Origin of the sequence: Rhodanobacter fulvus Jip2 (assembly GCF_000264315.1) — a bacterium.
Taxonomy (GTDB): Bacteria; Pseudomonadota; Gammaproteobacteria; order Xanthomonadales; family Rhodanobacteraceae; genus Rhodanobacter; species Rhodanobacter fulvus.
On record NZ_AJXU01000028.1, the window covers coordinates 129,612 to 151,507 of the forward strand.

21 protein-coding genes and 1 pseudogene are annotated in these 21,896 nt (G+C 61.1%); 16 read left to right on the forward strand and 6 right to left on the reverse strand.

Annotated features, from left to right (window positions below; all coding sequences use genetic code 11):
* The first annotated feature begins 182 nt into the window (after positions 1–182).
* From qatA to qatD, 4 genes are read left to right on the forward strand one after another with little or no spacing between them, the layout of a single operon-like run.
* Complete coding sequence (gene qatA, locus UU9_RS05940; protein WP_007080823.1) at positions 183–2,123, forward strand: Qat anti-phage system ATPase QatA; 1,941 nt, start codon at positions 183–185, stop codon at positions 2,121–2,123.
* 3 nt (positions 2,124–2,126) lie between these two features.
* Positions 2,127–2,984 carry a Qat anti-phage system associated protein QatB gene (gene qatB, locus UU9_RS05945; protein WP_237710229.1) on the forward strand — a complete coding sequence of 286 codons (858 nt, stop codon included), beginning with the start codon at positions 2,127–2,129 and terminating at the stop codon, positions 2,982–2,984.
* Complete coding sequence (qatC, locus tag UU9_RS05950; RefSeq protein WP_007080825.1) at positions 2,981–4,354, forward strand: Qat anti-phage system QueC-like protein QatC; 1,374 nt, start codon at positions 2,981–2,983, stop codon at positions 4,352–4,354. Before qatB ends, qatC begins: the two co-directional genes overlap by 4 nt.
* The gene (gene qatD / locus UU9_RS05955; protein ID WP_007080826.1) at positions 4,354–5,163 is read left to right on the forward strand and encodes a Qat anti-phage system TatD family nuclease QatD; all 810 of its coding nucleotides are present in this window, start codon (positions 4,354–4,356) and stop codon (positions 5,161–5,163) included. Before qatC ends, qatD begins: the two co-directional genes overlap by 1 nt.
* Positions 5,164–5,329: 166 nt before the next feature.
* Here the strand turns inward: qatD and UU9_RS17475 are convergent.
* A pseudogene (locus UU9_RS17475) lies at positions 5,330–5,578 on the reverse strand (tyrosine-type recombinase/integrase); the annotation flags it as partial.
* Between the two features lie 434 nt (positions 5,579–6,012).
* Complete coding sequence (locus UU9_RS05960; protein WP_007080828.1) at positions 6,013–7,017, reverse strand: DNA-binding protein; 1,005 nt, start codon at positions 7,015–7,017, stop codon at positions 6,013–6,015.
* Between the two features lie 167 nt (positions 7,018–7,184).
* Here UU9_RS05960 and UU9_RS05965 point away from each other — a divergent pair, with 167 nt between their 5' ends.
* Positions 7,185–8,333: a tyrosine-type recombinase/integrase gene (locus tag UU9_RS05965; RefSeq protein WP_040670363.1), complete on the forward strand. Its 1,149-nt coding sequence runs from the start codon at positions 7,185–7,187 to the stop codon at positions 8,331–8,333.
* An 11-nt stretch (positions 8,334–8,344) separates the two neighbouring features.
* The gene (locus UU9_RS05970; protein WP_007080830.1) at positions 8,345–8,653 is read left to right on the forward strand and encodes a hypothetical protein; all 309 of its coding nucleotides are present in this window, start codon (positions 8,345–8,347) and stop codon (positions 8,651–8,653) included.
* Between the two features lie 40 nt (positions 8,654–8,693).
* Here UU9_RS05970 and UU9_RS05975 read toward each other — a convergent pair whose 3' ends face one another.
* The 4 genes from UU9_RS05975 to UU9_RS05990 form a co-directional block, all read right to left on the reverse strand.
* Complete coding sequence (locus UU9_RS05975; protein ID WP_007080831.1) at positions 8,694–9,068, reverse strand: ArsR/SmtB family transcription factor; 375 nt, start codon at positions 9,066–9,068, stop codon at positions 8,694–8,696.
* Positions 9,069–9,141: 73 nt separating this feature from the next.
* Positions 9,142–9,654 carry an arsenate reductase ArsC gene (locus UU9_RS05980; RefSeq protein WP_007080832.1) on the reverse strand — a complete coding sequence of 171 codons (513 nt, stop codon included), beginning with the start codon at positions 9,652–9,654 and terminating at the stop codon, positions 9,142–9,144.
* A 13-nt stretch (positions 9,655–9,667) separates the two neighbouring features.
* Positions 9,668–10,756, reverse strand: coding sequence for an ACR3 family arsenite efflux transporter (gene arsB, locus UU9_RS05985; protein WP_040670365.1), 1,089 nt, complete (start codon positions 10,754–10,756; stop codon positions 9,668–9,670).
* The gene (locus UU9_RS05990; RefSeq protein ID WP_007080834.1) at positions 10,753–11,244 is read right to left on the reverse strand and encodes an arsenate reductase ArsC; all 492 of its coding nucleotides are present in this window, start codon (positions 11,242–11,244) and stop codon (positions 10,753–10,755) included. Before UU9_RS05990 ends, arsB begins: the two co-directional genes overlap by 4 nt.
* A 73-nt stretch (positions 11,245–11,317) precedes the next feature.
* Here UU9_RS05990 and arsH point away from each other — a divergent pair, with 73 nt between their 5' ends.
* The 10 genes from arsH to UU9_RS06040 all read left to right on the forward strand — a co-directional run bounded on the left by arsH (position 11,318) and on the right by UU9_RS06040 (position 21,869).
* Positions 11,318–12,100, forward strand: a complete 783-nt coding sequence (gene arsH / locus UU9_RS05995) for an arsenical resistance protein ArsH (protein WP_007080835.1) — start codon at positions 11,318–11,320, stop codon at positions 12,098–12,100.
* A 20-nt stretch (positions 12,101–12,120) separates the two neighbouring features.
* A complete protein-coding gene (gene arsC, locus UU9_RS06000) occupies positions 12,121–12,525 on the forward strand; it encodes an arsenate reductase (glutaredoxin) (RefSeq protein WP_007080836.1) in 405 nt (134 codons plus the stop codon).
* Positions 12,526–12,822: 297 nt separating this feature from the next.
* Entirely contained in the window at positions 12,823–13,152 is a 330-nt protein-coding gene (locus UU9_RS06005; RefSeq protein WP_007080837.1) for a hypothetical protein, read from the forward strand.
* Between the two features lie 575 nt (positions 13,153–13,727).
* Entirely contained in the window at positions 13,728–15,509 is a 1,782-nt protein-coding gene (locus UU9_RS06010; RefSeq protein ID WP_007080838.1) for a copper resistance system multicopper oxidase, read from the forward strand.
* On the forward strand, positions 15,506–16,777 hold the full coding sequence (locus UU9_RS17480; RefSeq protein ID WP_007080839.1) for a copper resistance protein B: 1,272 nt from the start codon (positions 15,506–15,508) through the stop codon (positions 16,775–16,777). Before UU9_RS06010 ends, UU9_RS17480 begins: the two co-directional genes overlap by 4 nt.
* Before the next feature lie 13 nt (positions 16,778–16,790).
* On the forward strand, positions 16,791–17,915 hold the full coding sequence (locus UU9_RS06020) for a c-type cytochrome (RefSeq protein WP_007080840.1): 1,125 nt from the start codon (positions 16,791–16,793) through the stop codon (positions 17,913–17,915).
* 14 nt (positions 17,916–17,929) lie between these two features.
* Positions 17,930–18,382 carry a DUF411 domain-containing protein gene (locus tag UU9_RS06025; RefSeq protein WP_007080841.1) on the forward strand — a complete coding sequence of 151 codons (453 nt, stop codon included), beginning with the start codon at positions 17,930–17,932 and terminating at the stop codon, positions 18,380–18,382.
* Positions 18,383–18,490: 108 nt separating this feature from the next.
* Entirely contained in the window at positions 18,491–18,820 is a 330-nt protein-coding gene (locus UU9_RS17485) for a four-helix bundle copper-binding protein (RefSeq protein WP_007080842.1), read from the forward strand.
* Positions 18,821–18,989: 169 nt separating this feature from the next.
* Positions 18,990–21,338, forward strand: a complete 2,349-nt coding sequence (locus UU9_RS06035) for a heavy metal translocating P-type ATPase (RefSeq protein ID WP_083838926.1) — start codon at positions 18,990–18,992, stop codon at positions 21,336–21,338.
* Positions 21,339–21,455: 117 nt separating this feature from the next.
* A complete protein-coding gene (locus UU9_RS06040) occupies positions 21,456–21,869 on the forward strand; it encodes a hypothetical protein (RefSeq protein WP_040670369.1) in 414 nt (137 codons plus the stop codon).
* The last annotated feature ends 27 nt before the right edge of the window (positions 21,870–21,896 follow it).

Consider the following 21,896-nt stretch of genomic DNA (forward strand, 5'->3'; position numbering starts at 1 on the left):
GATTGGCCCGTCGAATGATGCGCTGCGGAAATTCTATGCGATCGCCTCGGTACGTCCTTTCGTTGGCTATATATGAGAGCGATGGCGCACTATGTCGGTGCAATCAGGGCGTTGCGATTGGGATGGCGGTATCGGAGGGTGTGGGCCGAATCGGGGGCACACCGAACTAAGGAGGGGGCAGGGTGTTTATTAGCGACCAAGAAACTGCGACGGACATGTTGCAGTACGAAGCCATTGCGAAAACCGTTGTCAAACTGATTGAGAGAACGCCTGGGATACCGATAACGATCGGCGTACACGGCGATTGGGGCGCTGGCAAATCGAGCGTGCTGAAGATGGCGCAGGCTGCGCTCGAGGAAAAGGAAGGCGTGCTCTGCGTTTGGTTCAACGGTTGGGCGTTCGAGGGATTCGAAGACGCCAAGACGGTCGTCTTGGAAACAATCATTGAAGAGCTCAAGCGCGCCCGGCCGACGTCCCAGAAAGTGAAGGACGCGGCCAAAAAACTTCTCAAGCGCGTGGACTGGCTGAAGGCAGCCAAGAAAGCAGGCGGACTGGCGTTCACGGTAGCCACCGGCCTTCCCACCTTCAGTCAGCTCGGCGACCTCATAGGCGCTGCCAAGACGGCACTGGGAAAGTCGGCCAAAGAGCTCACCAGGCAGGACATCGAAGGCTTCGCGGATGAGACTACTGGCATCTTCAAGGATGCCGAGGAAGACAGCGTTCCGGCGCATATTCATGCGTTCCGCAAAGAATTCATCGAGCTGCTGGAGGCCGCCGAGATCAAACAGCTTGTTGTGATGGTCGATGATCTGGACCGTTGCCTGCCATCCACCGCAATTGGGACGCTGGAGGCCATTCGTCTGTTCCTGTTTGTCGAGCGGACGGCCTTTGTCATCGGCGCCGACGAAATGATGATCGAATACGCCGTCCGCGATCATTTCCCGGATCTGCCACCCTCCGCCGGCCCTGTCAGCTATGCCCGCAACTATCTAGAAAAGCTCATCCAGGTTCCCTTCCGTATCCCTTCGCTCGGCGTTGCCGAGACCCGCACTTACATAACGCTGCTTCTGATCGAGGCTGCATTCGGTTCCGATCATGACGGCTTCAAAAAGCTTCTCGACGCGGCGCGCGAAGACATGCGCCGGCCCTGGCTGAGTGAAGGCATTACCTCCAAGGCCATGGCCTCAGCGATGGGTGGGGCAAATCCTCCGGCGGCTGAGCAAGCGCTTGTTCTCGCGGGTCAGCTGACCACGATGCTGGCCGAAGGGACCAAGGGCAATCCGAGGCAGATCAAACGCTTTCTCAATTCGATGTTGCTCAGAAAGGAAATCGGCGAGGCCAGAGGGTTCGGTGCGGACATCTCGGTTCCGGCACTAGCCAAGCTCATGTTGGCCGAGCGGTTCAAATCCGATTTCTTCGAGGAAATTGCGCGCGAGGTCAGCGGTGCCAGCGACGGTCGATCCGTCCGCATCAAGAAACTCGAGGAGTTCGTTTCCACACCCGCACCTGTAGCTGCTGAAGCGACTAAGCCAGGCACGCTCTCGAAGACCAAACCGGGCAAGGCTAATCCTCCTGATGACATTGAAGACTGGGCCAAGATCGACTGGATCAAGACTTGGGCATCGCTTTCGCCATCGTTGGCGGATGTTGATCTGCGCCCCTACATCTTCGTAACCCGCGATAAGCGAATGCTGCTCGGCGGCACGGGAGCTTCCACGCAACTCGGCCAGCTTACCGACGAGTTGATGTCCGGGTCCTGGATGGCCAAGACGGCTGCGCAAACGGCGCAAGGCATGACCGCGCCGTTTGCCGAGGAGCTTTTCGATTCGGTCAAGCTGCGGATCTTGGAAGAGGACTCTTTCACCAAGCAACCCGCCGGAGTGAGAGGCCTTCTGGAATTGGTCAAGGCGCGTCCCGAGTTGGAAAGTCGCTTGGTGGAGTTTGCGAGGGAGTTGTCGGTGGACAAGGTCGGCGTGTGGCCTCCGGCAGCGTTTGGCAACGCGTTCACCGACTCGACTGCCCGCTTAGAGTTCCAAGAGATATTGGCTGGCTGGGCAGTACAGACGGAAAACAAACCCCTTCAGAAGGCATCGGAGCTCAGCAGCAAGATTGGAGCGAAATAGCACATGGGCACATCGAAAGGATACGGCGGGGCCCCCTCGGGGCTGGTTCCCAGTTGGATCGACGACACGTTTCCCGGAGAGGCACCGGCGTCCGCTGGGCCGCCGGGGGGTGATGCGGATAGCAACGATGTTGTCCCCGGCCCTCAGCCGGTGATTTCCCCCGCCGCACCAGATACCTCCTCGTCCGGAGGCCTGGGTGGTGCCAAGGGCAATTTCACTCGGTTTGTCCGCAGTGGGGACTCCGAAACGCTCAGGCGGGCGGTATCGCAGTACGTGCGAAACGGCACCGGTTCTGCGGGCAAGGCCGCGCGGCGCATGGGTGCATCCCGTGCTGTAGGGAAACAACTACTGCAGGTTATCCGCGACATCGATCGGGATGGCGCAGCAACCGTTTTACAGAAACTCAACCTGGGGCATTTGGCGGGCCGACCGGCAGCCGAAGTGTTTGTCGAGCTGCTTGAGGGAATGTGTCCGCCGGGCGGTCGGGTGGATGAAGCCATCGCTCGGCAGGCGCTACTGGACGCCATCGCCGACCTGGCCGAATCCGATTCGGGCAGCTTCGAAGAGATGACGGCCGGGCAGCTATCGGAGTTCTTTCAGGGATTCGTCATCCACACCATCGAGGGGAGGGTGATAGCCGACATCGGCAAGCATGTGGTCAATGCACCGGAGAACGTTGTGCAGGTCGAGGGAATCTTGGATCAGTTGCACGACTTTGTCGTGGGATGCGTACATGGTCATCTCGGCCAGCATTTCGATGGGTTGGCGGAGAAGACCGATCAACAGGTTGCCGATATTGTCGAAGCGATCTATCAGGTTTCCTTTGAACTGGTATCGGCCACTACGGGGGACGTGCAATGAGCAGACAGTCGATCGTGTTTCGAGTTGGCGTGGACGACGCCGGCCCGATGCTCCACCGGCTCAGTGGTGCCCATGCCACCGAGATTGCATTCGGGGGCTTCGATGAAATCGACCATCAGCTCGGAGATATTCTGACCAAGCTGGAAGATCTCGGACTGCAGCCGTCGGAGCGCGCGCTGGACCTGGCGCTGCTGGCTGCTGCGGTTACGGCCGCCGATACCCGAGTGGAGCGGGGGGTGGACGGGCAGGATGGGTGGACCCGTGAGCTGGAACTTTGCCTGCCGGTACGCGAGCATGAAGTTTGGGTCGGCCTGACGCCACTACTTGAACGAACCCTCAATTTTCTCACCGGTGATCGCTGGACGCTGGCTTTCAGGCCACGGGTTGGATCGGCGGCCACGATCCTGGAACCCATCACCCAAACGCTTGCGGACAAGCCGAAATCGGTGTGTCTGTTTTCAGGGGGCCTGGACAGCTTCATTGGCGCTGTAGATCTATTGGCGCGGGAGGAGCGCGTCCTGTTGGTGAGCCACTACTGGGATGGGATCACGAGCAAATACCAGGACACCTGCCTGGCTGCACTCCATGAACGCTATGCTGAGGTCCCCTTCTATTCGGTCAGGGCCCGGGTAGGATTTGCGACCGGCACTGTAGATGGGTCGAAGGGCGAAAACACGTTGAGGGGACGCTCTTTTCTGTTCTTCGCCTTGGCGGCCTTAGCTGCCGATGCCATCGGTGGGATAGTGAACATCCATGTCCCGGAGAACGGGCTGATATCCTTGAATGTGCCGCTCGATCCTCTCCGCCTAGGTTCGCTCAGCACCCGCACTACGCATCCGTATTACATGGCGCGTTTCAACGAGCTTTTGGAGGCGCTCGGGTTGGGCGGCCGACTGCACAACGCTTATCGCCACATGACTAAGGGTGAGATGGTCGAGGAATGCGCCGACCCCGAGTTCTTAGCGGAGCATGCGGGCAATACCATTTCCTGCTCCTCACCCAACAAGGCGCGATTCTCTCAGGACGAGGAGCGTCGTCAGCCCAAGAACTGCGGCTACTGTGTGCCGTGCCTTATTCGACGCGCTGCACTAGAGCACGGGCTCGGCAAGGACGATACCGACTACCAGCTGGTCGACCTGGAGGCGAGCGTGTTGGATAGCAGGAGTGCCGAGGGAGAGCATGTTCGCTCCTTCCAGCTCGCCATTTCGCGGCTGCGAAGCCATCCTGGTAGGGCGAAGTTCGACATACACAAACCCGGTCCCTTGATAGACTTCCCGCAGGATTGGGCTGAGTATGAAGCCGTATACCGAGATGGGCTTGAGGAAGTGGCCCGTCTGCTTGAGAACGTCGAGGCCAAACCTTCGGACTGATGAGCGCTGCCGCATCGCCAAGCTGGGTCGACTTCCATTGTCACTTGGATCTGTATCGAGACCATCAGAGCCTCATACGCGAGTGCGATGCGGAGAAGATCGCAACCTTGGGGGTAACCACAACCCCCAAGGCGTTTGCGCGCAACACCGAAATGGCTGCCGGATATCCCTATACCTTGGTCGGGCTGGGATTGCACCCACAGCTAGTTGCTGAGCGCTCGGACGAGCTGCCACTGTTCGAGAAGCTCCTACCCAAGACGAAGTATGTGGGCGAAATAGGCCTAGACGCGGGCTCGCGCTTCTATGCCAGCTTCGATGAGCAGCGCCGTGTCTTCGCCAGGATCCTCCGAGCATGCGACGAGCAGGGTGGAAAGATTCTCAGCATCCATAGCGTTAGGGCAGTTTCCAAGGTACTCAAGGAGCTCGAGAGTCATCTTCCCAAAAGGAATTGCGTACCGGTGCTGCACTGGTTCACGGGGACGAAATCGGAGGCTGCCAGAGCAGTGGAGCTCGGCTGCTATTTCTCTGTGAACGTAGAAATGATTGCCAACGAGAAGACGCACGCTTTGCTGCGGAGCATTCCGATGGAACGGTTGCTGACAGAGACGGATGGGCCATTCGTCAGCTTCTTGGACCGTCCCGTGCGGCCAACAGACATCCCAACCACCGTAGCTCTATTGGCAAAGCTCCGGGGCATAGATCCGCTGGTCATTGCCAATCAGATAACCTGCAATCTAGCGTCAATGTATTATCTGCCGACCACCGCACCACCCGAGAGGCAGTTGCGATTGTTTAAGTCCAACTCATAGCCCATGGCGGGTGGTACGTGGGCTGATGACTTGATGCGCTCAACCTCCACGTGAGAGCAAGCAGTACGTGTGCAAGCGCGACTTCCTCAGGTCGAGGTGCACAGAACATCGAATAGCTAAAAGTTGAAGAGTAGATTCCCTCGGGGAACACGCCGCTAATGATTCACTACTTTAGTAGGCGCGCTGCTGGATTGTCCTCGGCTGCGCCTGCTTGGAAGTAACCGATCACGCTCGTTACGGAGCGATGCTCAGTCATGGCCATCACTGCCGGCAGCGGCACGCCTTGTCTCCCGGCCTCAGTGACAAACCCTGACCGCAGGCTGTGTGCTCCAAAATCCCCCTCCAGCCCCGCCAAGGCGGCTCGCCGTTTGACGATCGTCGCCACCGAGCCCGGGAGCAGGGCAGGGCCAACCCGAGGTATGGCCGGGATTCTGGAAATTTTCGCAGAAACACAGCTAAGTAACTGTTTTGAAGCGGATATAGAGGAAATAATTTGCACCTGTAATGCGCTCGCCACGATTGATCACCTGGACGATGGCCTCGGACGACCTGATGAGGTGACGACGAGCAAGTCGTCTGGCACCGGCTGATCCACGGTCGGACCCAGACGAGGCTTGGCCGAGTTTTCTGCGAAAACGCTCACGTAGCGTCTAAGATTATGTTTTCATTGAATTAGCTGAACTCAGCTAAAATTAGTAACATCGAAGAATTGCTGCTAATCGCGGCTGCACATCGAAATCGCCGAACATGCTGTCACCCGATCAACATGGCGATGTGGGTTACGGAACCCGCGGCTTACGCTGAACAACTCCCGGAGCGCTGAAGCCGCGCCTTGATAAAGTCTCCTCGTCACTGTCCCTTGGCGCTCTTCTTGGAGTCCATATGTCTCTTTCGCTCGGCAGGTTTGCGCGTATCGCCGGTACCTTTCTTTGTACCCGGTGGCTTGGCAGCCAGCAACTGCAAGGCCAGTTCCATCCCGTCGATTTGCCCGCGATTTGACTGCACCTGATGCGTCAAGGTCTGCCGTTCGGTCGTGAGGGCTTCGATCTGTGCGCGTTGTTGTTCGAGCTTTTGAAGCTGTTCGCGGTGGCGCAAACGCAATTCGGTAAGCTCCGTTTGCTGCTCCTCATGCCGCCGCTGAGCCTTGGCCAGCGCTCTTTCGGCGTGGCGTTGTCCTTCGCGTGCTTCATCGATCTGCCGGAGCATGTGGTCCTGTGCCGCTTCTAGTCGCTGGGTAGCGGTGCTGAGTTCGGTCTGAAAGGCTAAGTCACGCTCGGCAAGACGAGCCTGAAATTCGTTGGTCTGCTTCTCTTGGACCGCTCCCGCCACTTCCTGTTGGCGCATGGACTCGGTACGCAGGCTGGTGATTTCATGCTGCAACGCGTGGACCTGGCCAAGTGCATCATTTTTGGTGGCACTCTCACTGACCAGCTGCTGCTGCAGTTCGGCCAGCTGCTCGCCGAGCTGTGCCACCTGCTGCGCTTGCTTCTGTCCGTCGACGATCGCGGCATCGCGCGATGCTGTTGCTTCCTCGCGCTCTACGCGGATTGAGCTCAGCTCGCCTTCCAATGCCTCTCGCTGTTCGGCAAAGGTCCGCTCCCCCTGTTCCACGGCAGCAACCCATAACGAGCGCATGACATCGGCCACTGCCGGTGGCAAGTCGGCACCGAGCGCGTCGACCTTCGTTCGCTCGTTCTTCCACAACTTCAACTCATCATTGATGGTGGTTCGACTGCCCTGCTGGATGACGGCATAGATCTGGTCGACGGTGATTTCGTGCGGCCGTTTCGCGCTGGCAACGAGCTGGGCGGCGGCTTCACGGGTACGTTGACGGGTATCGCTGACACGGCTCATGGGTAGTTCCAGTCGCTCAGAGGGTCAATTTCGAAGATAAGAGCTGTGTATATCATAGTATTACGTTATATATGTAACGATTAATCCAGGAAATTTACGATAACTCCTATAATCGAAAGTCTTTTGACGATACCCTGCGTTTTCCGTGGCGTCTGACATGGGAAAGCATGACTGAGCAGATAGTGAGTCTTTTGGTGCTGCCCCAAGCCCTGCCTCCCGCCCTGTCCGGGTGCGTCGGCACCAATCGCGCACCGGCCAGCGTGGCGCGGCAGATTGAGGCCAATGATGACGTGGCGGCGATTGGGCTGTGGCTGGCGGAATATCACGACTCGCCGCATACGTTTCGCAGCTACCGCAAAGAGGCCGAGCGGCTGTTGCTCTGGGCGACGCAGGTAAGGGGCAAGCCAGTGTCCAGCCTCACGCGGGAGGACGTGATCGCCTACGAAGCCTTCCTCGCGCATCCGCCTGCTACCTGGTGCGACGACGGCCTAGCTCGTCGTGGTGAGCATAGGCGACTCCTCGTCGGTCCGTTGGCCGAGCGCAGCCGCCGCCAAGCCTTGGGCATTCTTGCGGGATTGTTCAATTACCTCGTGCGCGCCGGTTATCTCGCGGGCAGTCCGTTTGTACTGCAACGACGACGAGCACGCCGCGGCACCCGACGCACGATTGAACGCTACCTCGATCGTGCGCTTTGGGAGGATGTACTCCGTGTCGTCGACAGTTGGCCACAGCACACGGCGCGGGAGAGGCAGCGCTACGAACGCGTCCGCTGGGTGCTTCGTTTTCTCTATGAGACCGCACTGCGGGCCGCCGAAGCGGCGGCCACCGATGAAAATGATTTCCACCATATCCGTGGCCGGTGGTGGCTGCACACCGTGGGCAAAGGTGGCGTCGAGGGCACGATCCCACTGAGCGATGGTCTCATGGAGGATTTCGCACGCTATCGGCGCTTTTATGGGCTATCCGCGGTACCTGCGGTGGACGGCAACGCATCGGCCATTCTGGGTATCGCCGGACGGTCTTCTCCGCTGACACCCACGGCGGTCTACCAGATCGTCAAGGACGCCTTCCGACGCGTGGCCAATACCTTGCAAGAGGAGAACGGTGCCAAAGCCGCGCGAGTACGGCGAGCCTCGACGCATTGGCTGCGGCATACGGCAGCCACGCATCAGGCCGAGGATGGCACCCCGATCCACCACATCCAGCAGAACCTGCGGCACAGTTCCATTGGCACCACTTCGATCTACATCCATGCGGAAGAAGACGCACGCCATGCCAGCACCACGAAAACACCCATCGTGACATCCGTTCCCTAAGGAGACGTGCCATGACTGACCATGACGATCGCTTCGGCATGCCGGAAAGCGCGTTCAAGGCCGCCCGGGAAAGCCATGGCTTGGATAGTCCTGTTTTCCGTGCGGGCATGTATGTCCCGACACGGTATGAGGTGGCAACTCTATCGCCGGCCAAGCTTCTTCCGATCGTGGTCGACTGGATGTGGGAAAGCCCGTCGGAGTTGATTCCCAATAACGAACAAATTTCGGAGCTGCGCGCCATACTTCTGAGCCGCCCTGATACCGCCAAAGCCGAAGTGCGCGAACTCATCGTGGCCTGTGAGGATTATTTGAAGGTATAGAGCGGTCCCTACAGGGCGACCCTTTCAAGCCGCACAAAGGTTAGGGCGCCTTTCGGCGTCGCCGGGCTATCAGCGTGGAGTTCGGGGATGCGGTTTGGCAGGAGGCCGCCGTCACGTCACACACGTCCTCGCTTTGACTACAGCAATGATCCGTCAGATAACCGATCAGGTCGTTCATGGCCTCGATCACCGGGGCGTAGTAGATGAAGCGCCCACTCTGTTGGCTGGTCACAAGACCGGCATGCGACAGCTCCTTCAGATGAAACGAAAGCGTGGCATTGGCCAGCCCCAGCTTCTCCGCAATCGCGCTGGCGGCCAGACCGTCGGGGGCGTGCTCAATCAGTAGCCGATAGACCGCCAAACGCGACTCCTGAGCGAGCGCGGAGAGGATCGTGAGGGCTTGTTTGGTCTGCATGGTGCGGGTAGCTGTCCCAAAACGATGTGAGGTGATCTTCGCGGGCAGTGTAATGCTTGCGCTCATCACGGGATCAGCCGGCCGTGTCGTCGCTGGGTGCCTTTCCAATCGCATCGAGCCGACTTGATAGCGCGAGCCGATCCAGGGTCGTCACGTTCAAGTTGAGCAGCAAGCTGATCCGTTGCTGCAGAAGATTCCTGGCCAGCACGAAGGCTTTGTAAACGGTGGCCTCATCACCCTGTGCCTTGGCCGGATCAGGGATGTCCCAATGTGCGGTAATCGGCGCGCCCGGCCATGCTGGGCAAACCTCGTCGGCCACCTGATCGCACACGGTGATCACGAAATCCATCACAGGAGCCCCCGGTGTCGTGAACTCCGCCCAGCTCTTGCTGCGCAACCCGTCAATGGGAAGGTCCACGGCTTTGAGCACGTCCAGTGCCTGGGGGTAGATGAAGCCCTTGGGCTGGCTTCCGGCGCTGTAACCGCGAAAGCGGCCGCGGCCGAAATGATGGACGGTCGCCTCGGCCAGAATGCTGCGCGCCGAGTTGCCGGTGCACACGAACAACACGTTGTAGTGACCTTGCATGAGAATGCTCCGATCAAGCCTGTGGTGATTCATACCAACGCTTGCTGCCGTTGACGATGCGAACGACGGACAACATCACCGGCACTTCGATCAGGACGCCGACCACGGTGGCCAGTGCGGCGCCGGAGTGCACGCCGAACAGACCCACCGCGGTGGCGACGGCCAGCTCGAAGAAGTTGCTGGCACCGATCAGCGCTGAGGGCCCGGCCACGCAATGGGGCACCCCGAATCGGCGGTTGAGCAAGTAAGCCAGTCCGGAATTGAAATACACCTGGATCAGGATCGGCACGGCCAGCATGGCGATCACCAACGGTTGGGCAAGGATCTGCTGGCCCTGAAAACCGAACAGCAGAACAAGGGTGGCCAGCAGCGCAAACAGCGAGGCCGGGCCCAGGCGCTGGAGCAGTTTCTGCAACCGCGCCTCGCCACCCCGGGAAAGTACCCAGCGGCGAAGGGCGATGCTGATGACTACCGGCACCACGATGTAGAGCAACACCGACAACAGCAGCGTGTTCCACGGCACCGTGATCGAAGAAATGCCCAGCAGCAGTGCGACGATGGGTGCGAACGCCACCACCATGATGGCGTCGTTCAAGGCGACCTGACTCAGTGTGAAATTCGGCTCGCCGTTGCACAGGTTGCTCCAGACGAACACCATCGCCGTGCACGGTGCTGCCGCCAGCAGGATCAGGCCGGCAATGTAGGAGTCGAGCTGTGCGGCAGGCAGGTAGCCGGCGAAGACATGGCGGATGAATATCCATCCCAGCAGCGCCATCGAGAACGGTTTCACCGCCCAGTTGATGAAGAGCGTGACACCGATACCTTTCCATTGACGGCGCACGCCGCCGAGCGCGCTGAAGTCGATCTTCAACAGCATCGGGATGATCATCAGCCAGATGAGGATGGCTACGGGAAGATTGACCTGGGCGACCTGCATGTTCCCAAGGGATTCAAAGGTGTCAGGCAACCAGTGGCCCAAGATCGTGCCCACCACGATGCACAGCAAGACCCAGACCGTGAGGTAGCGCTCGAAGAAGCCGATTCGGGTGTCACTGGCCGCATCCGGATCGTCGCCGACCGCGTCGGCAGACAACGGGCTCATGCGTGTTCCTCTCCGTCGTCGGTGATGGTGCCGATGTGATCCAGCGCTTGCTTCAACGCGTCCCGGCTCATCGTTTCCACCGGCAGATTCAGCAGCGCGGTGACTCGGTACAGAACGAGCGCGTGGGCCACGCGGAAGGCCTCTTGGGCTGCCGCCGGATCGGGCTGGCCCCAGTGGGCCTTCACGAAATCGCCGAACAGCACTGGGCACGTCTCGTTGGCGGCGTTGTCACAGACCGTGATCACGATGTCCAGCGGCGGCGCACCTTCTCCCGTGAAGCGATCCCAGGACTTGCTGCTGAGACCATCAGTGGGGATGCCGACAGCCTTGAGCTCTTCGATCGCATAGGGATTGACGCGGCCGTTCGGTCGGCTGCCGGCGCTGAAGGCTTCGAAACGGCCCTTGCCCAGATGGTTGAGGGTCGCTTCGGACAGGATGCTGCGAGCGGAATTGCCGGTGCAAATGAATAGAACGCGACACGGGTTCATACGTTGGTCTCGGATTGGATTCTATATTTCCATAATGATAGAATCATCAAATCAAAGCAACAGGAATATCTTCATGACCATGCAGGATCTGCCGCACATTGCGGCCGATGTTTTGGATATCCCGACCTTGGCCAAACTGACACCGCCAGCGGACTCCAGTCACCCGCCGCGCATCCTGATCCTGTACGGCTCCCTGCGCCCCCAATCGTTTAGTCGCAAGCTGGCATTGGAAGCCGAGCGCATCTTGCGGCAGTTCGGCGCGGAAACGCGGGTGTTCGATCCGCATGAGTTACCCATTCTGGACAGCGTGCCCAACACGCATCCCAAGGTGCAGGAGCTGCGCGCGCTATCCTTGTGGTCAGAGGGCCAGGTCTGGGTCAGCCCGGAACGCCACGGGTCGTTGACCGGAGTGTTCAAGAACCAGATTGATTGGCTGCCGCTGGAAGATGGCAGCGTGCGGCCGACACAAGGGCGCACCCTGGCGGTCATGCAAGTCAGCGGTGGTTCGCAATCGTTCAACGTCGTCAATGCACTGCGCGTACTCGGTCGCTGGATGCGCATGGTGGTTATCCCCAACCAATCCTCGGTTGCCAAGGCGTGGCAGGAGTTCGACGACCACGGTCGGATGAAGCCTTCCCCGTTCTACGACCGGGTTGTGGACGTGATGGAGGAACTGTTCAAGTTCACCCTGATGGTGCGCGATCGTAGTGATTACCTGGTCGACCGTTACAGCGAGCGCAAAGGTGCCGCTGAGGCGCAAGCCTTGTCAGTAGCGGCAGGCGTGACCGAAGTGGCTGCGCCTCCGGTTGTAGTGGAGTCGGTCAAGACCAGCTGCTGCGCCAGTGGAGCCTGCTGATGATGAGTACGGTGACACCAATGACCGCAACGATCTATCACAACCCGGATTGCGGCACTTCGCGCAATACGCTGGCCCTGATCCGCCATGCCGGTATCGAGCCTACAGTGATCGAATATCTCACAACACCACCGAGTCGCGAACAATTGATTAGGCTCATCGATGAAGCCATGCTCAAACCACGCGAAGCCTTGCGTGAGAAAGGAACTCCTTTCGTCGATCTGGGGCTGGGCGAGGCCGGCATCACCGATGACATCATCATTGATGCCATGCTGAAGTATCCCATCCTGATCAATCGTCCCTTTGTAGTCACACCATGTGGTACACGGCTTTGCCGTCCCTCGGAAATCGTGCTCGACATCCTTCCTGCGATCATCCAGCCGTTCACCAAGGAAGATGGTCAAGTTGTCTTGGGCCATCTGTAGCGAGAACCCCCTCGATCATCACGGATGCTGATCCGCGTTGGTACTGCCGGCATCGTCACGGTCGTGTGCTGAGCATTTTTTTGCGCAGTTCGTCAAGCCGTTCAGGACTAAGTCGCTCTGAATTTGGCCTTTCGGCATCAGCCCGCATAGGTCGGATAGCAGATTCGCATCGGTGTCGATCTTTCCTCCGATGGCCCGCACCAACCTGGACAGTCGGCCGGAATTTCAACTCCCGTACACACGCGGGAGCAGACGCTCGCACCGTTGCGTCTGGCAACTCATCGTTGGGACAGCCATATGGAACCTCTACGCAAAGCACTACTTTCGTCGTTTAGTTCTCTGACGCTCGCTTTGGCCGTCAGTGGCTTCGCCGTGGCCCAAGACAGCACGCCCACGAGCGGCATGGACAAAATGGGTGCCATGCACTCCGACATGAAGGGTATGCACGACAACATGATGGGCATGCACAAGATGCCGGCGACCGTAACTGCCGCGAATGCCAGTACCGGGGTTGTCGATGTGACCACCGAGGGTATGGCCCTGAAAGTGCACTTCCCGCCTTCTGCAGCGGCCAGCTTGAAAGCTGGCGACAAGATCACGCTGCATATGGGCTTCAGCAAGCCGTGAGTCATCTGAACCCGCCTCCAGAGTTGAGGGTGTCAAGACGTACGGGTAAGCTCGCCCCATGACCTTTTCGCTACGCCCGTTCGCTCGTTCACGCCGCCTTCGGGCGATGGGCGTGCTGGCATGGCTGATGCTGGTCATCAACTCATTGGCCGCTGCACCGATGGGCATGGCGGAGGTACCTCACTCCCATCCCATGCACGCAACGGTCGCGGCGGCCAGTGAACACTGTCATCACCAACTCGCTGTGCAGGGATCCCGATCCTTTTGCGACGATCAGCCCGGTTGCTGCGGTGGCATGGCGGGTCATGCATGTACTTGTGCCGCGATGTGCAGTACGACGCTGCCACCCGCGACGGCTGTCGTCGTGCCCTCAGCCGCTATGATTGCCAGCTACACCATGCCGCTGCCCAGCAGCGCGCCCTCGTTGAATACCGCCCCTCCATTGCGACCACCGGCGGTCTGACTCTCCCTCGTTTTCGATGAGCTTTGCTTGAGACGGTCGCGCGACGACCGTCGTAGCAATTGGGCTGTGATCGGTATCGGTACGCGCGATACCGGCCGTCTTGGAGAGACCCATGAATTCGTTTTTTCCACCCCCTGCGGATCTGTCGCGGCGTCGTTTCGTCCAAGGCCTCGCCCTCGGTGGCACCGTGGCCGGTTTGGGGCTGTTGCGCCCCGGCCATGCTTGGGCACAGGCGGCACACACGGGCCAGCCGCCCCTTCTCAGTGGCACCGATTTCGCCCTGGAAATCGGCGAGACGCCCGTGAACTACACCGGTGCGCCACGCATCGCTACCACCGTCAACAACAGCTTGCCCGGCCCGATCCTGCGCTGGAAGGAAGGCACCAGCGTGACCTTGCGCGTGAGCAATCGCCTGCGTGTGCCAACCTCGATCCACTGGCACGGCATCCTGCTGCCGTTCCAGATGGATGGCGTGCCAGGCATCAGTTTCGACGGCATCGCGCCGGGCGAGACCTTCGTCTACCGCTTCGAAGTTCGGCAGTCCGGGACTTACTGGTATCACTCGCACTCGCGCTTCCAAGAGCAGACCGGCGTGTTCGGACCGCTGGTGATCGAGCCGGCTGGCCGCGAGCGCTACCCCACCGAGCGCGACTACGTGGTGATGCTCAACGACTGGACCGACGAAGATCCCGAGCACATCTTCGCCAAGCTCAAGAAGATGAGCGACTACTTCAACTTCGCCCAACCCACCGTACCGGACTTCTTCCGCGACGTGCGCGAGAAGGGACTTAGCCAGGCGCTGGCCATGCGCAAGATGTGGAACGAGATGCGCATGAACCCGACTGACCTCGGCGACGTTTCCGGCTATACCTACACCTACCTGATGAATGGCGCGGCGCCCGCCGGCAACTGGACCGGCCTGTTCAAGCCCGGCGAAAAGATACGTCTGCGCTTCATCAACGGGTCGGCCTCGACCCTGTTCGACGTGCGCATCCCAGGCTTGAAGATGACCGTGATCTCCGCCGACGGCCAGGACATCGCGCCGGTACCGGTGGACGAGTTCCGCATCTCAGTGGCCGAGACCTACGACGTGATCGTGGAACCGCAGGACGATCGCGCCTACACCGTATTCGCCCAGTCGATCGATCGCACCGGTTATGCCCGCGGCACGCTGGCGCCACGTCCGGGCATGGAGGCGGACGTGCCGGTGATGGATCCGCGCGTGTGGCTGAGCATGCAGGACATGATGGGCGCGATGCCAATGGGCGACATGGGGCACGGCGGCAAACAGGGCGGCATGGACATGCCGGGCATGGGCGACAAGCAGGGCATGCACATGGGCACCATGAGCAACCTCACGCCCGCCGGCATGCCGAAGGTTCGCCATGCGCGCACCGAATACGGCCCGGGCGTGGACATGCACGTCGACATGCCACGCACCAATCTCGATGATCCGGGTATCGGGCTGCGCGACAACGGCCGGCGCGTGTTGACCTATGCCGATCTGCGCTCGCTCGACGGGCCGATCGACCCACGCGAGCCCGAGCGCGAGATCGAACTGCACCTTACCGGCAACATGGAGCGCTTCATGTGGTCGTTCGATGGGCAGAAATTCTCCGAGGCCAAGCCGGTGCATTTCAATTTCGGCGAGCGCCTGCGCATCGTGCTGGTCAACGACACGATGATGAACCACCCGATCCACCTGCACGGCATGTTCAGCGAGCTGGAGGATCCCAGCGGGCAGTTCATTGCACGCAAACACACCATCAACGTGCAGCCGGCGCAGCGGGTCACCTATCGCGTCAACGCGGACGCCCCGGGGCGGTGGGCCTACCACTGCCATCTGCTGTACCACATGGAGGCGGGCATGTTCCGCGAGGTGGTGGTGTCATGACGATGAACCATTGCATCACGCTCCGCCGTACACATCGGTCGGTGTTGCTGGCCGCACTCTTGCTGGCGCTGCCACTGGCGGTCGCCGCGCAGAGCGCGCCGGCTTCCAGCAGCACATCGTCGATGGATATGCGCTCCATGCCCGGCATGGTCATGCCGGCTTCTGCGCACAGCGCGTCGAAGCCGGCGACGAAAACGCCCGCCAAAAAGGCCAGGACGAAACCCGTTCCAGTCCCGATGGCGCCCGCAATCCACGACATGCACAGCATAAAAGGGATGGACCACAGCAGCATGCCCGGCATGGATCACGACGCGATGTCTGGCATGCCGATGCCCGCCAAGCCAGCCGCATCGGCAGCGCCCGCCGGCGACATGTCAGGAATGGATCATTCGTCGATGCCCAGCATGAGTCCGCAGCCGATGAAAGAGACGGAGCACCCAGGCATGTCCGGCATGGATCATGGCTCGATGCAGGGTATGGATCACGGCTCCGCACAAGGTATGGATGATGGCTCAATGTCGGGCATGACGATGGGTCCCATGCAAGGCGGCAGCCCGCCGCCCGACGCCCGCGATCCGGATTACTCCGCAGGCGTCGGCTATGGCCCGGCAGGAGGTATCCACGAGGCGATGGACGACAACGCCCCCCACACCATGCTGCTGATTGATCAACTTGAAGCCTTCCACGGCAAGGACGGCAACGGCCAGCAGTGGGACATCGAGGGCTGGTACGGCAACGACTACAACAAGTTGTGGTTGCGCACTGAAGGCGAACGCAGCGGGGGCAAGCTGGAAGACGGCGCTATCGAGGCATTCTGGAGTCATACCATCGCCACGTTCTGGAACACTCAGCTCGGCGTGCGGACCGATGCCGGCGAAGGCCCCAACCGGCAATGGGCGGCCTTCGGCATCCAGGGGTTGGCCCCGTACTGGTTTGAGCTGGAGGCCACCGGCTACGTCGGCCCCGCCGGCCGCACCGCCGCCCGCTTCCGTGCCGAGTACGAGCTGTTCCTCACGCAGCGGCTGATCCTGCAACCGGAATTCGAAGCCAACGCCTATGGCAAGGACGACCCTGCTCGCCGCATGGGCAGCGGGCTGTCCGACGCCTCGCTCGGTCTGCGGCTTCGCTACGAGTTCCACCGGCAGTTCGCGCCCTATCTCGGCGTGGTCTGGTCGCGTCGTTTCGGCGGCACGGCCGACTTCGCCCGCCAGGATGGGCAAGGCCTGTTTGACCGGCAGTGGGTTGCCGGCATCCGCATCTGGTTCTGACGAGGGGAAAACCATGAAACAGCACGTCAAGCATTACGGCATCGCCGTCGTCGCGCTACTCGCCATCGTCATCGCCGGCGGCGCGGTCTTCGTCTACTCGGGCATCTACAACATCGGTGCGGATGATCACCACACCAAGCCGGTCTTCTCGGTCATGCAGACGCTGCGTGAGCGTTCGATTCATGCGCGGTCGGAACACATCAACGTACCAAACCTGGAAGACCCGCAGCTCATCCTGAAGGGTGCCGGCCAGTACGCGGCCATGTGCACCCAGTGCCATCTCAAGCCCGGCATGAAGGACTCGGAACTTCGTCCCGGGTTATACCCGCAGCCGCCGAACCTGTCTCAGGTAAAGGTCGATCCCAAGGACGCGTTCTGGGTCATCAAACACGGCATCAAAATGAGCGCAATGCCGGCGTGGGGGGCCAGCCACGACGACGCCACGATCTGGAGCATGGTCGCTTTCCTTCAGAAGCTTCCGAGCATGACGCCGGCGCAATACAAGGACATGGTGGCCAAGGCTCCGCCGGACGAGGACATGGATATGGGCGACGAGGGTGGTCACAGTCACAGCCACGGCGGATCCAGTGACAAAGACGCTCACGGTGCTGTCGACATGCAGGGCATGCAGATGCCTGACCAGCCGGAAACCGGGCACAGTCACGATGCGGCCGCTACGGACGGCCACGACCATGAACACGTCAAGGCGGCGCCCGCGCCTGAAGCGCCATTGTCGATGGAAGGCATGAAAGTCAGGGCAGTACCTGCCGCTGAGGCCGTGGCTCAGGCCTTTCACGCGGCCCTGCAGCGTGGTGACCGCGCGGCGGTGCTCGCCCTGCTGGCACCAGACGCCCGCATCAGCGAAGGCGGCCATACGCAGTCGCGTGATGAATACGCGAGCGAACACCTGGATGAAGACATTGCCTTCCTGAAGGCCGCGCGGATGACACCCGTCTCACTGGGCTCGATGCCGATGGGCGATACCGCGATGGTCGGCAGCGAAAGCACCCTGCAAGCCACGAGCAAGGGCAAGCCGGCCACGCTGCGCAGTCGCGAGTTGCTCAACCTCAAAAAAGACGGCGGCACCTGGAAGATCGTATCCGTCCAGTGGCAAACCCTGCCCATGCCAGAACGATGATCGGGAGAATGATGATGAAACGATGGCTTTCCCGCGTGGGCATCAGCCTGCTGTTTGCCGCACTGTTTGCACCGGTGGCGATAGCGGCGAACGCGTTAGACGTCCACAGCGATCCGTCCTGCGGCTGTTGTGGCGCGTGGGTCAACTACATGCGCGCACAAGGCTACACGGTCACCGTTCACCAGGATCAGCCGATGGCGACGGTAAAGGCGCGCCTCGGCGTGCCGCCTGACGCCATGTCGTGCCACACCGCGGTGATTGAAGGCTACGTGATCGAGGGGCATGTGCCGGTAGAGGACATCCGCCGCCTGCTCGCCGAGCGCCCAAACGCGCGCGGCTTGGCCGCGCCCGGCATGCCGATAGGTTCTCCCGGCATGGAATTCGGCGCGCCCGAGCGTTATGACGTGGTGCTGATCAACCAAGACGGAGCGTCGCGGGTATTCACCCCTCATGGACCCGGGGCGTGATCGGTGACGCCATCCATCGGTTAGCCAGGTAGCGGGACCGAATAGGCGCGCTCACGGAAGCGCCTGGGGGAAATATCCGTTCATGCGATACCTCTGAGGAGTTTCATCATGAGCCATCACCTGACTGAAGCTGTCAAAGCCTGCATCACCGCGTGCGACGAATGCGCCACCGAATGCGGCAACTGTTTTACGCACATGGTCGGCAAGGAAAGCTCGAACGATTGTCCGGCCTGTTGCATCGAGTGCGCGGCCATGTGTCGGATGTGCGCGGATGCCATGGCGCGCAATAGCCCGTTCCAGAAGGAAATCTGTGCACTGTGCGCGAAGATTTGCGACTGGTGTGCCGAGCAGTGCGACGCGCACGACATGGACCATTGCAAGCGGTGCGCTGAGGCGTGTCGTCGATGTGCCGAGGCATGCCGCTCCATGGGCGGTTGATCGACCGTGGCCCGTCTGCTCGCAGGCAGGCGGGCCACCCCGTCCTTTGCCATGGTCGTGTGATGGCTGGAGTGCCAGCGCCGCACTAGGCAGCATACGTGCCACCTCGCCGCGTGCACGTGATTGCACATCGAACGAAGTCAATCCATTGCCAGTCATGGGAGGCTACATGAACACTCGCCATCACCACACGGGCGCCAACAAACACGGACACGGCGCCCATCCCGGCTCGGCGACAACCGTGCTTGATCCGGTCTGCGGCATGCCAGTCGACCCCGATCAAACGGCTTACCACGCCGAGCATCAAGGAGTGACACGCCACTTTTGTTCGGCGCGCTGCCGGGAGCGCTTCGTGGCTGATCCGGCCAAATATCTGTCCGGGCAGCCCGATGGCGCCTCCGCGCAGGCACCGGCGGGAACGATGTACATCTGCCCCATGCATCCGCAAGTACGCCAGGACGGCCCCGGCATCTGCCCCATCTGCGGCATGGCGCTGGAGCCGGAAATGCCGGGGCTGGACGACGAGGACCATCCCGAATTGCGTGATTTCAGCCGTCGCTTCTGGTGGACCTTGCCGGCGACGCTGGTGGTGCTCGTGCTGGCGATGTTCGGCCATTACTTACCTCGGTTGCCGGTGAACACCCGAACCTGGATCGAACTGGTACTGACCATGCCAGTCGTGTTGTGGGCAGGCTGGCCGTTCTTCGTTCGCTGCGTGCAGTCGGTCCGCAACCTGAGCCCCAACATGTGGACCCTGATCGGCATCGGCGTTGGCGCGGCATTCGGCTACAGCATCGTCGCCACCATCGCACCAGACCTGTTCCCGGAGTCGTTTCACGAACATGGCCGCGCGGGTGTCTATTTCGAAGCCGCCGCAGTAATCGTCTCGCTGACCCTGCTCGGCCAGCTGCTCGAACTGCGTGCCCGCTCGAAGACCTCGACTGCCCTGAAAGCCCTGCTGGGGCTGGCGCCAAAGACCGCGCGCCGCCAGCGCGACGATGGCAGCGAGGAGGATGTCGAACTCGGCCACGTCCACGTCGGCGATCGCCTGCGGGTGCGCCCCGGCGAAAAGGTGCCGGTGGACGGCGAAGTGATCGAGGGACGCTCTCATGTCGACGAGTCGATGCTGACCGGGGAACCCGTCCCGGTCGAGAAGTCCCTCGGCTCCAGCGTAATCGGCGCGACCCTCAACGGCACTGGCAGCCTGGTGATCCGGGCGGAGAAAGTCGGTTCGGCGACGGTGCTGTCGCAAATCGTGCAACTGGTCGCCCAGGCGCAACGCTCACGCGCACCGATGCAGCGCATGGCTGACAAGGTGGCTTTCTGGTTCGTGCTGGCGGTCCTGGCGATTGCCGTTGCCACCTTTGTCGTGTGGGGGCTGTTTGGACCGGAACCGTCGTGGACGTTCGCGGTGCTCAACGCGATCTCGGTCTTGATCATCGCCTGTCCCTGCGCGCTGGGGCTGGCCACGCCGATGTCGATCATGGTGGCGACCGGCCGTGCCGCCGGGGAAGGCGTGTTGTTCCGCGATGCCGAAGCGATCGAGAACCTGCGCAAGATCGACACCCTGATCGTGGACAAGACCGGAACCCTGACCGAGGGACGTCCGGCATTCCATACCGCATTCGCGGCCAAAGGGTTCACTGAGCAGGAGGTGCTGCGCCTGGCGGCCAGCCTCGACCAGGGCAGCGAGCACCCGCTGGCCGACGCGATCGTCGCGGAAGCCCGCCATCGTGGCCTGGCACTGGAGACGCCGGAGAGCTTCGAGTCGTCCACCGGCATCGGGGTGCGCGGCAAGGTGGGAGGCGCCACGCTGGCGATCGGCAACACCGCGCTGATGCACGAGGTCGGAGTCGATGCCACCGTTCTTTCCGTTCCGGCCGAGGAGCTGCGCCGAGCCGGTGCCAGCGTGATGTATTTGGCGGTCGATGGTGTCTTGGCTGGCCTGCTCGCGGTCGCCGACCCGATCAAGGCGACCACCGCTGATGCCATTGCATCGCTGCACGATGCAGGCCTGAAAATCGTGATGGCCACCGGCGACGGCGCCACCACGGCCAATGCGGTTGCACGCACCTTGGGCATCGACGAAGTCCATGGCGAGGTTCGCCCAAAGGACAAGATCGACCTCGTGCAGCAGCTGCAAGCCAAGGGGCATCTGGTCGCGATGGCGGGCGACGGGATCAACGACGCACCCGCGCTTGCCGGCGCCGATGTCGGCATCGCGATGGGCACCGGTACCGATGTGGCGATGTCGAGCGCGCAGGTTACGCTGGTGAAAGGCGATTTGCGTGGCATCGTGCGGGCACGGTCGATTTCCAACGACACCGTCGCCAACATGAAGCAGAACCTGGGCTTCGCATTTCTCTACAACGCATTGGGTGTGCCGGTCGCGGCCGGCGTGCTCTACCCCCTGACTGGCCTGCTGCTCAGCCCCATGATCGCCGCTTTGGCGATGAGTTTGAGCTCCGTATCGGTGGTTGCCAACGCATTGCGGCTGGGCCGAAAGCGGCATGGCTGAAATGACCAACGCCGGCGAGCGGAGCGGACGCGGCGCAACGCCTTCGCCGGCCGACGGACAATCCGTAGTTGATGCAAGTCAAGCAAGCCTTGATATTTCCGAGATAAAGTGGTGTCCATGGCTCGTCCTTTCCGCATGCATCGCACCACACGTCGCCGCCTGTTCTGGCTGGTGACGCTGCTGATGCTTTGGCAGCAGACGGCACTGGCCGCTTATGTTTGCCCGACTGTGCCCGAAGCGGCGACGGCGACCGCGTTGTTGAACTCGATGCCGGGCATGGACGACGGCTGTGCGCAGCATCAAGAGTCCCCAGCCAGCCCGCTGTGCCAGAAGCATTGCGCGCCCGAGCACACCACGCAGGTTGAGGCGCACACCGCGTCGGTGCCCCTGAGCCCACTGCCGGCCATGCCGCCGATGCTGATATCGGCCGCGGCCGTCACACTGTCATCGAATCGCGCGCTCCAACGGGTCGGGCATTTGCGCGCGTCACCACCCCCGCCCATATTGTTGTTCTGCTCACTCCTGATCTGATCTGACACGTCGAGGCATCGACGTACG